The sequence below is a fragment of the Kitasatospora phosalacinea genome, assembly GCF_000716545.1.
Classification (GTDB): domain Bacteria; phylum Actinomycetota; class Actinomycetes; order Streptomycetales; family Streptomycetaceae; genus Kitasatospora; species Kitasatospora phosalacinea.
The window spans coordinates 1-14,665 of sequence record NZ_JNWZ01000032.1 but is presented as its reverse complement, the minus strand read 5'-3'; the positions used below and the strand labels follow the sequence as shown (position 1 = coordinate 14,665).

Below are 14,665 nucleotides of genomic sequence, written 5' to 3'. Positions count from 1 at the left end.
TTTCGGGGACGTCCGTCAGCCGTTGGCGAGGCGGTCGCGGGCACGTTTCATCGCGTCGGCGAGCAGCGCCCGGTCCGGGTCGCCCTGCACGTCGACGGTGACCTCGTAGGCCACGTCGCCGACCACGCCGATGCCGATCAGCTCACCGGTGTACGCCTGCTGCTTGGGTTTGAAGGCGTAACCCCTGGCGTTCGGGACGCCGTCGACGTCGAACGGGTCCTGTTCGAAGCTGGTGTGGTCGGCGAAGCCCTGGGCCCGGTCGGCGCGGCTGAAGCGCTTGAGCTCGACCCGCACCTCGGTCTTGCCGTCGCGGGTGCGGTAGGAGCGGGTCGCCGCGTCCTTGAAGTCCCAGGAGTCCAGGACGCCCTTGACGTCGGTGTCCTTGCTGTAGTGGGACTGGATGTCCTCGATGCTCATCATCGCGCCGTCCGGGGAGCCGTACGGGTCCGCGTCGTCGGGCACCGGCAGCAGGAAGTACCGCAGGTCGCCGCTGTGCTTGCCGCCCGAGACGCTGCCCTTCAGGGTGCTGGACGGGCGCGGTGCCACGGTCGGCGTCGGGGTCGGGCTCGGGGAGGGCGTGGGCGTCGGGCTCGGGGAGGGCGCGGGTGTCGGGACGGCCGGGGCCGCGGCGGCGGGCCCGGGGCGGTCCGGCTTGCCCACCGCGACGGTGACGGCCGCGCTGGCCGCCGTCACCGCGAGCAGCCCGACCACCGACAGCGCCACGCCGACCGCCCGGGGCAGTCGGCGCGGGGCGTCCGGCCACGGCCCGGGCGCGGACGCGAATTCGGGGACGGGGACGGGGACGGCCGCGGCGCCGGGAAGGGCCGCGGCCGCGGGTCCGGGAACGGGCGCCGGAGCCGGGGCCGGAGCCGGGGCCGGGGCCGGAGCCGGGGCCGGGGCCGGGGACGGTTCGGGAACGGACAAGGGTCTCCCCCCAGGGTTCACATGGCTGCCCGCGCAGCGGTGCGGGCCGTCCCCCCGGTCGGCCCGGCGCGGTCGTCATCGCGCGGTGCACGAATTATGTGAGACCCGTGTGGCCGCCAACAACACGGTTCCACCGCTCAATTGCCGTATTAGGCGGCCAACCGGACAGCCCGTGACTGAACCGCAACCAGGGGCCGGTCAGCTCCCCGTCGGCCCCTCCCCGGCGGGCGGCTCGGCCGGCCCGGCGGGCTCCGCAGGACGGGCGTCCTCGGCCGGCCGGGCGCTCTCGGCGGGCCCGGACTGGGTGGGGACGGGCGCGGGCCGAACGGGCGCGGCCGGGGCGGGGACGGGCTGGGCGGGAACGGCCTGCGGGTAGCCGTAGGACTCGGCGAACCGGATGCCCGCGGCCTCGGCCAGCGCGATGTCCAGGCGCTCGTTGCGGATCCGGCGGTCGATGTAGAGCACGCCGTTGGCCAGCGGGATCAGCGGGCCGGTCGCCAGCATCCCGAACAGGGCGATCAGCGAGAAGACCACCAGACCGGCCGTCACCATGCCCTGGGCGAACTGCTCGTCCGTAGCGCCCTCCAGGCTGACCGTGCTGACCGGCAGCGCCACCGTCAGCACCAGCCGGATCGGGAAGGTCAGGACGCTGGTGCCGACCCCGCCGACGAGCGCGACCAGCGTCGTGAGGCCGAAGCTGCGCCACCAGTTGTTCCGGTTGAGCTGCCAGGCCCGGCGGATCGCCGCCTTCGCACCGCCCTCCTCCAGCACCACCGCCGGGACCTGCGGGGCCAGCCGGATCACCACGTAGCCGGAGCCGAACGCGAACGCCAGGAACAGCAGGACCGTCACCCCGCCGCCCCCGACCAGTCCCACGACGACCAGCAGCAGGTACACCAGCAGCAGCGACCCGTACAGCAGCGCCAGGACGGCGGTGCTCGCCCCCAGCCGGGGGCGGACCTCCTTCCATGCCTGGCCGGTCGTCAGCTTCCGCCCGAGGACGGCGGCGCGCAGCACCACCGCGGCCAGCGGCCCGGCGACCACGTACTGGGCGAGGGCCACCAGCAGGAACAGCCCGAGGAACGGCAGCAGCGGCCGGACCACCGCCCACACCTGCTCGTCGGTGGGGTCGGCGTCGCTGGAGGACGGGAAGTCCGCGAGCGCGTCGGCGAGGCTGCCGGAGGCCAGGAAGGAGGCGAGCAGCAGCGGCACCGCGCCGATGCCGGCGACCAGCGCGATCGGCAGGTAGAGCGGGCGGGCGTAGCGGCGCACGGTGTCGAAGACCGCGCTGAACATCTCGCCGAACCCGAGCGGGCGCAGCGGCAGCACGCCAGGCTTCGGCGCGACCGGGACGGCGCCCCACGGGCCCTGCCCCCAACCGCCGGTGCCCCAGCCGGGCTGCCCGTACCCGGGCCAGTGGCCCGGCGCGCCGCCCGGCCCGGGAACACCCGGTCCGGGAGCACCCGGCCCCTGCGGCTGCCCGCCGTGCTGCTGCTGTCCCGGACTGCCGCCGTCCCCGCTCATCCGTACCCCTCCATGAAACCTTCGGGCCCGACGTTCGGGCTCCGGATCCGAAGCCTAGGGCCCGGATCGGCACCCCGTGGCAGCACCCCTGGCCCGGTCGGGGACGGTTCCCCCGGGCCGGCCGGGGTCGGCCGGGGGCGGCCGCACCCCCCGCGTGACCTGACGGGAGATCACCAGCGCGGCCCGGCGCCGACGGTCGTGGCGGGCCGGCCGGTCACGCTCCGCTGCCTGGTCGGCCTGCGCCCCACCGGCTCCTGACCCGCCACGGGCGACACCGCCCCCGAACCACCGCGAAGAGCCGCCGGACCCGTCCCGACACCTCGCCCCGTACCCCGGCGTCCGAATCGGACGAGGTCCACCTCGTCTCGAACCGGCTCCCCTCCTACGGCCCCGGCCGGGAGTCCCTCGAACGCCTGGTCCGTGGCATCGCCCGAAAACGGACGCTGCCCGTCCATGGTCAAGACCGGGGAAAGTCCACCCGTCGGGCGGCACCGCCTGACTACGGTCGGGCAAACGTGCGTTCGTCTTCGGGGGAGGGCTTGGCGTGGCGATCGAACTGCCCGGCGAGGTGGTGGACCTGCTGTCGTTCTTCGGCATCAACTGGCCGACGGTGAACGAGGACAAGGTGAGCGAATTCGCTTCCCATGTCCGGGAGTTCGCGCAGAACGTGGAGTCCTCGCACCAGGAGTCGACGGCGACGGTGCAGCGGCTGGGCGCCTCGTACGAGGGCGCTTCGTACGAGGCGCTGCTGGCGAAGTGGGCGTCGGTCTCGGACCAGCACCTGAACGAACTCGTCCAGGCGTGCCACGTGGTGGCGGATGCGCTGGACGTCGCGGCGGGGGTGATCGTGGCGATGAAGCTCGAGACGATCGCCGAACTCGTCGCGCTGGCGGTGGCGTTGGTGGCGGACCAGGCGGCGGCGGTGGCGACGTTCGGGATCGCGGAGGCCGCGGTGCTGGCGATCGAGGAGGCCGCGAAGCGCCTGATCAACTACCTGGAACAGCAGTTGGAGCAGTACATCATCGCCCAGGTGGTGGAGGCCGCGATCGGCCCGCTGGTGGACACGGTCGCCAACGCGGTGAGCGGGCTGGTCTTCCAGGCGGCGGAGTCCGCGCTCGGGGGCTCCGGCGGCGGGGGCGGCGGCACCGGGTTCCGGATCGACCCGGACGCGCTGGAGGAGCACGCGCGGATGATGCACGACCACGCGGAGACCGTCGCCGGACACGCCCAGGTGTTCCAGTCCAAGATCGCAGGGGTGAGCTTCGAATGAGCAACCAGATCGTCAAGGCGCTGGAGCACGCCGCACAGAAGCTCGGCAAGACGCTGGCCGAGGACGCCGGCAAGGCGCTGAAGGGCTTCTACCGCAAGGCCGGCGACAACATGAAGAAGGTCGCCAAGAACGTCCGCGAGGTGGAGGAGAAGCACGCCAAGGACCTCGCGAAGATCATGCGCGGCGAGGGCAAGGAGGGCGTCCCGCACCCGCGTTCGGGCGGCGGGCGGCGCGGCAAGGGCGGCGGCTCGCACCCCAAGGGCCGCGGCCGCGACCAGGTGAAGAGCCCCCGCACCGAGGGCCGCCCGCAGGACACCCGCTGCGGCGGCGGTGAGCCCGTCGACATGGCCACCGGCCGGATGTACATCGACCAGGTGGACGCCTCATTGCCCGGCTCGCTGCCGCTGCTGTTCACCCGCAGCTTCGACTCCGGCCTGCTGACGGGCCGTTGGATGGGCCCGCGCTGGATCTGCTCCTTCGACGAGCGCCTGGAGATCGACACCGACGGCGTCGTCCACGTCCGCCCGGACCGGATCACCCAGGCCTACCCGCACCCCGAACCAGGCGACCCCGTGTACGCCTCGGCCGGCTCCCGGCACGAACTCGACCTCGTCGACGGCCGCTTCACCGTCACCGACCCCTCAACCGGCCTGGTCAAGACCTTCACCCCCACCCCCGACGGTGACGAGGCCCTGCTCACCGAGGTCCGCGACCGCCACGGCCGCCACTACGCCCTCACCTACGACGAGGACGGCGTCCCGCTCTCGATCACCCACTCCGGCGGCTACCAGCTCCTCGTCACCGTCGACAACGACCGCATCACCGCCCTGCGCCTGGCGAACGCCACCGAGACCGGCGGCGACGCGCTCCTGATGCGCTACGGCTACACCGACGGCCACCTCACCGCCGTCTACAACTCCAGCGGCAAACCGATGCGCTTCACCAACGACGCCACCGGACGCCTCACCTCCTGGACCGACCGCAACGACTCCCAGTACCGCTACACCTACGACCACCTCGACCGCGTCACCGACGAGGGCGGCACCACCGGTGCCCTCGCCTTCCGCTTCACCTACTCCGACCCCGACCCCGCCACCGGCCTGCGCACCCACACCGAGACCAACGCCCTCGGCCACACCACCACCTACACCGTCAACGACCGCGCCCAGATCACCGCGATCACCGACCCGCTCGGCCACACCACCGCCTACGAGCGCGACGAGTACGACCGCCTCCTCGCCGAGACCGACCCGCTCGGCCGCACCACCCGCTACGAGTACGACGGCGCGGGAGATCCCATCGCGGTAACTCGCCCTGACGGTGAGCGGATCAGTGCCGAATACGCCGACGGCCGCAGCCTGCCCACCGTGGTCACCGAGCCGGGCGGCGTGATCTGGCGTCAGACGTACGACGAGGCCGGTCTGCGGACGTCACTCGCCGGGCCCACCGGAGCGGTCACCACCTACCGTCATGACGAGCTGGGCCATCTGGTCTCGATCACCGATGCGCTGGGAAGCAGCATCCTCGTCCGGCGCAACCCGGCAGGTCTGCCGGTCGAGATCACCGATCCGTCGGGGGCGGTGAGGCGCTACGAGCGCGACGCTTTCGGCCGCACCACCGCCATCACCGACCCACTCGGTGGTGTCACCCGAATGACCTGGACGGTGGAAGGGCGTCTGAGCTCACGGACCGCTCCCGACGGGACCACCGAGACCTGGACATACGACGGCGAGGGGAACCGGCTCACGCACACCGACCAACTCGGTCAGGTGACCAGCTTCGAGTACACCCACTTCGAGACCCTCGCCGCCCGTACCGGGCCTGACGGCGCCCGGTACTGCTTCGACTACGACGCCAACATGCGGCTGGTGTCAGTCACCAACCCGATGGGACAGAAGTGGACTTACCACTACGACGCCGCCGGGCGGCTGGTCGGCGAATGCGACTTCGCCGAGCGGACGGTCGAGTACCGGCTGGATGCCGCCGGTCAGCTGGTCGCCCGCACCAACCCGCTTGGCCAGCAGACCCGATACACCTATGACCTGCTCGGTCTGTCCACCAGTATGGACGTGGACGGCCATCTCACGAGCTACCGGTACGACCCGGCTGGACACCTCGTCCGAGCCACCAGCCCGACCGTCGACCTGGTCCGAGTCGTCGATCTCCTCGGCAATGTGCTCACCGAGTCCGTCAACGGGAGCACCCTGACCATTCAGCGCGACGTTCTCGGTCGGCGCACCAGGCGGACCACGCCAGGCGGTCATACGAGTTCCTGGACCTACGACGCCTCTGGCCGGCCCGCGTCGCTGCGCACGGCCGATGAAACCATCGGCTTCACCTACGACGTCCAAGGGCGTGAGCAACGGCGTACGATCTCCACCGGGCTGGAACTCGTCAGTGCCTGGGACGACATGCACCGCCTCACCGGCCAATCCCTGAGCAACGGGCCGGACCTGCTACAGAAGCGCCGTTTCGGTTACCGAGCCGACGGTGGGCTCACCGCCGTCGACGATCAGCTCAGCGGGCCCCGTTCCTTCGAACTCGACCGGACCGGCCGAGTCACCTCGGTGAGCGCGACCGATTGGACCGAGACCTACGCGTACGATCCGGCCGGCAATGTCACCGAGGCCAACTGGCCGACGGTCGGTGCGACCGAAGCCGCGCTCGGCACCCGCACCTACGACGGCGGCCGGCTCACCGGTGCCGGACGCGTCCGTTACGAGTACGACGCCGCCGGTCGCACGGTCCTGCGTCAGGTGACCCGGCTGTCCCGGAAGCCGGACAGCTGGAGGTACACCTGGGACGGTGCCAACCGTCTTGTGCAGGTCACGATGCCCGACGGCACGCGCTGGCGCTACACCTACGATCCGTTCGGCCGCCGTACCACCAAGTACCGTCTCGCGTCCGACGGCGTCGGTGTCGAGGAGCAGACCGAGTTCTTCTGGGACGGGGCGGTCCTGGCCGAGCAGACCACCAGGGCCGGATACCTTCCGGGCCCGTACACCCTCAGTTGGGACCACCGGGGTCTACAGCCACTCGCTCAGACGGAGCGCATCACCACTCCCGCGCAACGGCCCGGCGTAGCGGACCGCGTCGACCGCCGGTTCTTCGTCATCGTCACGGACCTGGTGGGCGCCCCGACCGAACTCGTCGACACCGCCACCGCCACGATCGCCTGGCGCGCCACTGCGACCCTCTGGGGAAACACCACCTGGTCCAGCAGCAGCTCCGCGTACACGCCGCTACGGTTCCCCGGCCAGTACTTCGACCCGGAGACCCGGCTCCACTACAACCTCAACCGCCATTACGACCCCGAGACCGCCCGCTACGTCACGCCCGACCCGCTCGGACTGGCCCCGGCGTCGAACCCGGATGCCTACGTCCACAACCCGCACACTTGGTCCGACCCACTTGGCCTGTCCCCTCATCCTCAATCCCGGAGTCTCTTCCGAGCACCGAAGGCGGGCACCAAGGCCCAGGCCGAACGCGGGCTCGATCCCGGTGCGCACGGTGCGAACGGGCGGCACAGCGGTACCGCCTACCTCGGCGAGACCGGCGCCGTAGCCGGACAGTACGCAGGCAGGACGGGCTTCGAGGACGGCTTCTGGGAGTACCGGATGAAGCCCGAGTTCGAGCAGGAGTTCCCGCCCGACAAACCCAAGCACCGACGCCTCCATCAGAACTCGCGTGGCGCCGAGGAGTACGAACGGATCATCGACGAAGAGGACATACCCCGGTTCAACGAGCTCATCGCCGATGCCAAGTGGTGGAATTGGAACCACGACGCTCAGATGGGCTGGAGCGACGACGGCGAGATTTTCGAGGGATAGCTGTGCGAGAGGAAGCAGGACAGATGCGTCAGAGCGCCATCGAATCGCCGCAACCCGGCGAGGTGCGTACGGGCATCGTGAGGTCCGTCGCCCATTTCGGCGTACTCGTGGACATCGGTGGTGGCGTGGAAGGTCTGGTCACTGTGCCGCAGGTGTCCTGGAAACGTCTCAGTGACCTCTCTGAGGTGGCCGAGGTCGGAGCCAAGGTGAACGTCGTTGTCCTCGGAGTGGATCCGGAGCGAGGAGACGTCTCGCTGTCCATCAAGGACTTGCTGCCCGACCCGCTCCAGGACTTCGCCCGTACTACCAGGCTCGGGCAACGGATTCAGGCCCGAGTGACGACGCTCGCTCCGATCGGATTCTTCGTCGAGGTCGCCGAGGGCATCCAAGCGTTGGTGCCCGTCTCCGACTACGCCGGCCGCACGGAGTTCGGCCCGCAGGTCGGCGATGACGTGCTCGTCGAAGTCCGTGGAGTCAATCTTTACACCCGACGTGTCACCGTCGCCCTGGCTGTCGGCGGCTGAGCCGCCGACGTAGGTCGGCGGTACGCGCTTGAGCACGGTGGTCCTCTGTTGCCGCCGACTGCGTGGCCGGGTTCTCCTGGGACCTCGATGACTACCTCAATTACCTTCCGCTGCGGACGGTCTTCTCGGAGGTCTTGCCGGAATTGGCCGACCCGGGGACGGACGGGCTGCAAGACGTGGTCGAGTGGATCGATCTGACGGTCCGGCGGGTGCCGCCCCAGGACTCGTTCCCGTACTTCCCCGTAGACCAGTGGTGGCTGCGGAACAGTCCGTCGTACGCGGCCCGGAGCTTCTGCGAGGAGTTCGAGTCTGCGTACGGCGCGGCGGTTCGTCCGCAGTCTCGGTTCGACGAGGACGTTACGACGCTGACGGGCTTGCTCACCGACGGTCTGGCGTCCGCGGAGGCCTGCATCCGTTGTCGACGACACCGAACGCCGCGCTTCCCTCCGCCCCGTCCGGTGACGACGGCGTGCACAGCCGGTCAGGCCTTCACCGGTCGGCGGTGGCCGCTGTGGTGCGCTTGTAGTCGCGCGAAGGGCACCGACGTCGCGGCGTAGGGTCGGCACCATGCGACTGAGCACGGTGATCCTCCCCGTCCACCGGTGGAGCGAGGGGCAGAAGGTGTGGCGGCGGACCGAGGAACTCGGCTTCCACGCCGCGTACACGTACGACCGCCTGAGCTGGCGGAGCTTCCGGGACGAGCCCTGGTTCGGGTCGGTGCCGACCCTCACCGCGGCGGCGACGGCCACCGAGCGGATCAGGCTGGGGACCCTGGTGACCTCGGTCAAGCCTCGTTCACCCATCACGGCCTGACCCGCGAAGACGCGGCAGGTCGTCGGGTGGGGCGCTCAGATCGGCTCGACTGCCACCCGCGAGTGGCAGAGTCGGCGGAGATCGTCGGTCTCGCTCGTGACCACGGTGACATCGCCGCGTTCGAGGTGGGCTGTGGCTGCGAGCACCGCGTCGACGGCGTACTTGTGGCCGTGCAACCCTTCGATCGCGAGGAGCTTGCTCGCGGCGCGTGCGATCTCCTCCGTGACGGGGCGCACCTTGGCCAGCGAGACGGCGTGGTCGAACGCGGCTTGCGGCACTTTCGGATCCCGGGCCTCCACCAGGGTCGCCGCACTGGTGACGACCAGGAGGTCGAGGTTGCGGGCGACGTCCAGCCAGGCTGTCATGTCACGGTGGCGGCGGGAGAGCTTGGAGAGTGCTTCGCTGTCGAGAACGAGCGTGCCGCTCACACCGCGTCCGCCGGAGCCGAGTTGCCGCGGTGGGCGGCGTGGTGGGCTCGGATGCGTTCGGCCCTGGCCGCCACCTCGGCCGGATCAACAGGGCCGTGCTCCGCTTCGGCGGTGGCGATGTACTCGTCGATGGCTTCGCGCTGGAGCTGACGCTGCACGGCCTCCTCGATGTACGAAGAAACACCCTGCTTCCCGGCGCGCGCGAATCGCCTCCAGCGTCTCGGCGCGCAGGGAGACGCTGGTGACCCGGGTCTTGCCGGCGCGAGGAGCATCCACGGAAAAAGCGTGTACACCACTTGTGAATCCTGCGGCGATGCTCCGGATTCCGGAGGCCCGGGCGATCCCGACGGCAGCGCGCCGCCCGGTACTACCGCCGACCGGCGGCGAGTTCGGCGAGGCGATCGCCGATCACGGAGACGCCGGGCCTGGGTTCCTGCGCGTAGTACCAGGGCTTGCGTCGGCGCAGCAGTTCCTCGCCGTGCTCGGCCCAGTTGAATCCGGGTTGCCGCAGCAGTTTCCGGAAGACCGTGTCGACGGTCTCCGGATGGGCGGCGGCGAGGCGGCGGATCGGCAGTGGCGTGATCGAGTCCTCGCGCAGGTAGGTGCGCAGCAGGTCCTGATGCTTCCTGCGGCCCGTCAGGTCCGGGTCGGTGAACAGGTCCCGCAGCATCCCGTAGTCCGCGTAGAAGTTCAGCCCGTCGATCTCGTCGTAGATGACGCCGACGGTATCCGCGTCCGCGAGGTCGGGCGGCAGCTCGAAGGCCGGGAAGTCCGGATCGGGCAGCCGCTTTCCCCGTGCACGGCCGGGGTGTGCGGCAGCGGTGGCCTCCCGCCGGTGCCGGTAGTAGGCGTTCAGCAGTTCCTCGGCGTCGCCCGGGGGGAGGACGAGTTCGTCGGCGCCGCAGAACTCGCCGAAGGCGGTCCGGTCCTCCCGCATCTGCTGCCAGCCCTGTTCGATCTTCTCGGGGTTGCGGAAGACCAGTTCGGGTCGGCTGACTGCCAGGTGGAGCGCGGCCTGGGCGATTTCGGCGGCGCTGGCCCTGGGGTAGTGCTCCATGGCGCCCGAGACCAGCCAGGCCCCGTCGGCCGGGACGAGGGGCACCAGGCAGGTGAGGAGGAACCCTCCCTTGGACACGCCGCGGAACGCGGCCCGCCCGACGTTCGAGTACGTGCGGTACTCCAGGTCGTCGACCAGGTTCAGCAGGACGACGGCGTCGCCGTCCTTGCGCCGCACCTCGAAGATCCCTTCGACCGGCTCGCGCCAGCCGAGCAGCAGCTCCCGGTCGGTCCCGGTCAGGTCCCGCCGCCCGGCGACGAACCGGTCCACCACGGTCGCACCGTCCGGCAGGCGGTACCGCAGGAGGAAGTGGTCGATGATCCGGATCGCCTCGGTCTCGTCCAACCACCGCCCGGGGCCGGCCGCCTCCAGCAGCAACGGGGTCAGCCACCGGTCGAAGCGCGCACTCTGCCCGAAGGCGACCAACTCCCCCTTCAACTCCGCACTACGATCGGTGGAGCGAGGGGCAGGAGGTCTGGCGGCGGGCCGAGGAGTTCGGCTTCCACGCCGTCTACACGTACGACCACCTGAGCTGGCGGAGCTTCCGGGACGGGCCGTGGTCCGGATCGGTGCCGACCCTGACGGCGGCGACGGCCACCGAGCGGATCCGGCTGGGGACGCCGGTGACCTCGGTCAAGCCTCGTTCACCCATCGCATACCGACCTGCGACTCTCCGCCGGGTCATCCCTGACGCCTAGCGGCCCTCGTCTGCGGCGCGCCGGTAGGCCGAGGGGGTGAGACCGGTCCATCTCCGCACCGCGCGGGTGAAGGCGGCCGGGGTTGCGAAGCCCACCTGTGTGGCGATGGCGGTCACCGGCAGCCCGATCGGCTCGGGCTCGGCCAGCAGGGCAAGCGCCCGCTCCCGTTGCAGCTCCTCCACCAGGACCGAGAACGAGCAGCCCTCCTCGCGGAGGCGCAGCTGGAGCGTGCGGCTGCCAATCGCCATCGCCCGTGCCACGTTGGCCAGCCTGGGCGGGCGGGCCGACCCCGCGTCCTCCTGCAGTGCTGCCCGCACCGCCGCCGACCACGGGGTGCGGTTCAGTGCGAGCTGCCGCTGCGCATAGGAGGCAAGCATCGCCAGCACCACCGGATCGGCCTGACGTACCCGCGCGCGCAGTGCGGTCGGTCCGAACACGCAGGCGTCCGCGGGCTGGCCGAACGCCACCGGGCCGAGCGCGTGGTGGTACGCCTCCGGCCCCGCGGGCTCGGGCCGCCTCAGCAGCACCCGGACCGGGCCGGCCTCCTCCCCCGCAAGTCGGCGAACGGTGCGGCACACCATGGCGAAGCAGGCGTCCACGGTCTCCGGGTGTGCCGGACCGCCGTCCAGGGCCCGCAAGCTCAACGAAACCTCGTCGGCCCCGCTGCCGACAGGGCGCCGCCGTACGACCAACTCGTTGCGGCCGATCAGGGGGTGGAAGCGAGCCAAGCCGTCCAGCATCGTGGCGATGTCGGGGCTGTTGGCGAGGATCGGCGCCAGCACGCCGCCGAGCGCGGTGGTCTCCGCCGAGGCGGCGAACGCCAGCCCGGGGTGCGCAACACCGGCCAGGCACAGCGCGTCCCAGAGTGGTTCCAGCCAGTCGGCCCGCGCTCCGTCGTCCACCGTCGGGAGGTCGGGCATCGCCCCGGGCAGTGCGAGGGCGTAGGCCCGCAACTCCGCCTCCACCAGCTCGGTACCGTCCCGGTCGCCGTTCCCGGATGCGCGGGGAGGCAAAAGCGGTACGCCCACGGGAAAGCACGCCTCTCGGGTCAGCTGCGAAGTTGGCGACATGGAACTCGACACACCGGCACGGCCGGCTCTGACCTACGGTACCTACCCCCTGCTGGCAGCAGTCACGACCGCAGTCGTCTGGGCAGCCGTCACACACCGCCTGGCGATCTCGCGGGATGCCGCCCTCGGGTTGCTGACCATCGCCACCATCGTCGTCGCCTTCACCGTGGAGCGGATCAACCCGCTGCTGGACCGCTGGCGGATGACCCGGGACAGCTTCGTCGGCCGTGACCTGCCGTTCATCGGACTGGCTTTCGTCGTCGAGCAGGTCGCGACCATGGGCGTCTCCCTCGTCGCGGCCCGATTCGTCCCCGACGGCGGCTTCGGGCCGCTCGCCGACCTCCCGCTCCCCGCCCAGGCAGTGGTTGTCCTGCTCGCCCTCGACCTGCTCTGGTACGCCTACCACCGGGCCGCCCACACCGTCCCCCGACTGTGGCGGGCCCACGGGGTGCACCACGCACCGTCCCAGCTGTACGTCCTCATGCACCCGGTCTTCCACCCGATCGACCTGCTGGTCTCGCGGTTCGTCATCTCCCTGCTGGTGTTCCGGTTCAGCGGCGCCACCCCGGACGCCGCTTTCGTGGCCCTGGCGGTGCTGAACCTTCAGCAGACGATCAGTCACGTCAACTCCGACCTCCGCACCGGACCGCTCAACTACCTGCTGATCGGAGCCGAGACCCATCGCTGGCACCACGGCGCCGGCGAGCGGGTCAACTACGGCTCGGTGCTGGCACTCTGGGACATCGCCTTCCGCACCTTCGTGTACGAGCCCATCCGGGTGCCGGACCGCCTCGGACTCGACGACCCGGACTCCTACCCCGACCCCCGCCGCTTCCACGCTACCCTCGCCTGGCCGCTCCGGCCGACCGCCACCGCGGTGCCGACACCGGTCGAATGAGCCGCTCTCCGCACGGCGCTCAGAACAGCTGCCGCAGAGCCGCACCGGACAACGCGGCGTCCAACCCGGGCTCGTACGACATACGGCTTTCCCTTGGCTCCGGATGACGGTCCGACACCAATTCGTCGTCCCGTACCGGTATCAGCCTCGCCGGCACTTCATCCGGACGAGCTTGCCGATTCGCGCCGTGCCTTCACGAACTTTCGCCGTCGCCCACCGCCGACGGTTCGCCGACCATGCAGACGCCGGGCCTAGGGTCCTGTGCGTAGGACCACGGCTTGTGTCGGCGCAGCAGTTCCTCGCCGTGCTCGGCCCAGCTGGATCCGGGCTTGCGCAGCAGTCTTTGGAAGACCGTGTCGGCGGTCTCCGGGTGGGCGGCGCCAGTCGACGGATCGGCAGGGGCGCGATCGACTCCTCCCGCAGGTGGATGCGCAACAGGTCCTGGCGCTTCCGGCGGCCCGTCAGGTTCGGGTTCGCGAACAGGTCCTGCAGCATCCGGATCGCATCGCCTTCCTCCAACTACCGCTGGGGCCAGGCGGACTCCAGGAGGAGGGGCGTCAACCACCGGTCGAAGCGCGCGCTCTGGTCGAAGGCGACGAGTTCGCCCTTCAGTTCGGAGCTTCGCTCGATCAGGTCTCGCAACGACGACTCGTCCTCGTTCCGTACGACGACAGCCATGCAGGCCTTCTCGATCTTGAAGGTTCCGGCGCTCACTGCGTCCAGTAGTAGCGGTACGCCTCGACCCACTCCACTCCGTCCGGAGCCGATACCGGCAGCGGAAGGTCCAGCAACCCGATCGTCTGTCGGAACTCACCGCGGGTGCACAGGGCGACGATCCTTCCGTCCGGTGAGAGGTCAATGCCGCGCACGGTCACCTCGACGCCCAGCACCGAGGTGCTGAACGGAACCGCGAGGTTCTCCTCGACGGCGGCGAACAACGCTGACACCTGCTCGTGCTCGTCGTAGGTGTCGACCGGTGGAGCGAGGGGCAGGAGGTCTGGCGGCGGGCCGAGGAGTTCGGCTTCCACGCCGTCTACACGTACGACCACCTGAGCTGGCGGAGCTTCCGGGACGAGCCCTGGTTCGGGTCGGTGCCGGCGCTGACGGCGGCGGCGTGCGCGACGAAGCGGATCCGGCTGGGGACGCTGGTGACCTCGGTCAAGCCTTCTTCACCTATCACCTACTGAACCACCTGGGACTACCGGGCTGACCCCCACCAGTCTCTACGCCTGTGCCACGGCTCTGACGCCGTCCCCGCCTACAGCCACCAGCATCCTTGTCATCGGCAGCAGTTGTAGATCGGGTCGGCGACTCTGCTCTCAGCGAATCCGGTGTAGTCGGCGGGTCACTGCTCTCCCTGAGTCGGCGGCGGTGGTCTAGAACGAGCATCCACCACACGAGCCGGTCGCGGGAGTTCCCGGGGATGAGTACGTGTAGGAGCCTGGGAAGAAAACATGCAGCAGCAGTGAGAGCAGCCATGATGAAGGCCACCCATCCGGGGATATCGGGAAATGGGCCTTCACCCTGACTGGTGGACACGCTGATACTGGATCTGCTTGATCCGGAGGAAGCGAGAACACCGCCGATGGCGATGAAGGACTACTCAGACGAGTTCAAGGCCGATGCCGT

General features: G+C 70.3%; 13 protein-coding genes and 3 pseudogenes. 8 read left to right on the top strand and 8 right to left on the bottom strand.

All coding sequences use genetic code 11. From position 1 onward, the window contains the following. Nucleotides 1–15 precede the first annotated feature (15 nt). Both OO48_RS17525 and OO48_RS17520 read right to left on the bottom strand, forming a co-directional pair. Nucleotides 16–723 (bottom strand): hypothetical protein, encoded by a 708-nt coding sequence (locus OO48_RS17525; RefSeq protein WP_033217259.1) that lies wholly within the window; start codon nucleotides 721–723, stop codon nucleotides 16–18. A gap of 399 nt (nucleotides 724–1,122) precedes the next feature. Continuing rightward, on the bottom strand, nucleotides 1,123–2,448 hold the full coding sequence (locus OO48_RS17520) for a glycerophosphoryl diester phosphodiesterase membrane domain-containing protein (RefSeq protein WP_157845478.1): 1,326 nt from the start codon (nucleotides 2,446–2,448) through the stop codon (nucleotides 1,123–1,125). Nucleotides 2,449–2,992: 544 nt separating this feature from the next. Between OO48_RS17520 and OO48_RS17515 the strand changes: the two genes are divergently transcribed. The 5 genes and pseudogenes from OO48_RS17515 to OO48_RS17495 all read left to right on the top strand — a co-directional run. After that, nucleotides 2,993–3,718, top strand: coding sequence for a WXG100-like domain-containing protein (locus OO48_RS17515; RefSeq protein ID WP_033217257.1), 726 nt, complete (start codon nucleotides 2,993–2,995; stop codon nucleotides 3,716–3,718). Next, the gene (locus tag OO48_RS17510) at nucleotides 3,715–7,548 is read left to right on the top strand and encodes a DUF6531 domain-containing protein (RefSeq protein ID WP_051732248.1); all 3,834 of its coding nucleotides are present in this window, start codon (nucleotides 3,715–3,717) and stop codon (nucleotides 7,546–7,548) included. The genes OO48_RS17515 and OO48_RS17510 overlap by 4 nt, the downstream gene beginning before the upstream one ends. Before the next feature lie 23 nt (nucleotides 7,549–7,571). Further along, nucleotides 7,572–8,072, top strand: coding sequence for a S1 RNA-binding domain-containing protein (locus OO48_RS17505; protein ID WP_051732247.1), 501 nt, complete (start codon nucleotides 7,572–7,574; stop codon nucleotides 8,070–8,072). A 62-nt stretch (nucleotides 8,073–8,134) separates the two neighbouring features. Then, the gene (locus tag OO48_RS17500) at nucleotides 8,135–8,629 is read left to right on the top strand and encodes a hypothetical protein (protein WP_033217255.1); all 495 of its coding nucleotides are present in this window, start codon (nucleotides 8,135–8,137) and stop codon (nucleotides 8,627–8,629) included. Between the two features lie 10 nt (nucleotides 8,630–8,639). Beyond that, nucleotides 8,640–8,879: pseudogene (locus OO48_RS17495) on the top strand (LLM class flavin-dependent oxidoreductase); the annotation flags it as partial. A gap of 41 nt (nucleotides 8,880–8,920) precedes the next feature. On the opposite strand, the gene OO48_RS17490 reads toward OO48_RS17495, so the two are convergent. The 3 genes from OO48_RS17490 to OO48_RS17480 all read right to left on the bottom strand — a co-directional run bounded on the left by OO48_RS17490 (nucleotide 8,921) and on the right by OO48_RS17480 (nucleotide 10,808). After that, the gene (locus OO48_RS17490; protein ID WP_033217251.1) at nucleotides 8,921–9,313 is read right to left on the bottom strand and encodes a PIN domain-containing protein; all 393 of its coding nucleotides are present in this window, start codon (nucleotides 9,311–9,313) and stop codon (nucleotides 8,921–8,923) included. Continuing rightward, nucleotides 9,310–9,471 carry a hypothetical protein gene (locus OO48_RS41195; protein WP_425338556.1) on the bottom strand — a complete coding sequence of 54 codons (162 nt, stop codon included), beginning with the start codon at nucleotides 9,469–9,471 and terminating at the stop codon, nucleotides 9,310–9,312. The genes OO48_RS17490 and OO48_RS41195 overlap by 4 nt, the downstream gene beginning before the upstream one ends. Nucleotides 9,472–9,680: 209 nt before the next feature. Then, a complete protein-coding gene (locus tag OO48_RS17480; protein WP_033217249.1) occupies nucleotides 9,681–10,808 on the bottom strand; it encodes a hypothetical protein in 1,128 nt (375 codons plus the stop codon). Between the two features lie 14 nt (nucleotides 10,809–10,822). Here OO48_RS17480 and OO48_RS36370 point away from each other — a divergent pair. Further along, a pseudogene (locus OO48_RS36370) lies at nucleotides 10,823–11,023 on the top strand (LLM class flavin-dependent oxidoreductase); the annotation flags it as partial. A gap of 41 nt (nucleotides 11,024–11,064) precedes the next feature. Here the strand turns inward: OO48_RS36370 and OO48_RS17475 are convergent. After that, nucleotides 11,065–12,096 carry an AraC family transcriptional regulator gene (locus tag OO48_RS17475; protein ID WP_167346452.1) on the bottom strand — a complete coding sequence of 344 codons (1,032 nt, stop codon included), beginning with the start codon at nucleotides 12,094–12,096 and terminating at the stop codon, nucleotides 11,065–11,067. A gap of 172 nt (nucleotides 12,097–12,268) precedes the next feature. Here OO48_RS17475 and OO48_RS17470 point away from each other — a divergent pair, with 172 nt between their 5' ends. Next, on the top strand, nucleotides 12,269–13,036 hold the full coding sequence (locus OO48_RS17470; protein ID WP_051732246.1) for a sterol desaturase family protein: 768 nt from the start codon (nucleotides 12,269–12,271) through the stop codon (nucleotides 13,034–13,036). 519 nt (nucleotides 13,037–13,555) lie between these two features. Here the strand turns inward: OO48_RS17470 and OO48_RS17465 are convergent. Together OO48_RS17465 and OO48_RS17460 are read right to left on the bottom strand one after the other, a co-directional pair. Beyond that, nucleotides 13,556–13,714: a hypothetical protein gene (locus OO48_RS17465; protein ID WP_157845476.1), complete on the bottom strand. Its 159-nt coding sequence runs from the start codon at nucleotides 13,712–13,714 to the stop codon at nucleotides 13,556–13,558. Nucleotides 13,715–13,746: 32 nt separating this feature from the next. Beyond that, nucleotides 13,747–14,064 (bottom strand): hypothetical protein, encoded by a 318-nt coding sequence (locus OO48_RS17460; protein WP_245194690.1) that lies wholly within the window; start codon nucleotides 14,062–14,064, stop codon nucleotides 13,747–13,749. On the opposite strand from OO48_RS17460, the pseudogene OO48_RS36360 reads away from it, so the two are divergent. Further along, a pseudogene (locus OO48_RS36360) lies at nucleotides 13,984–14,217 on the top strand (LLM class flavin-dependent oxidoreductase); the annotation flags it as partial. The gene OO48_RS17460 and the pseudogene OO48_RS36360 overlap by 81 nt on opposite strands. Nucleotides 14,218–14,665: the final 448 nt, after the last annotated feature.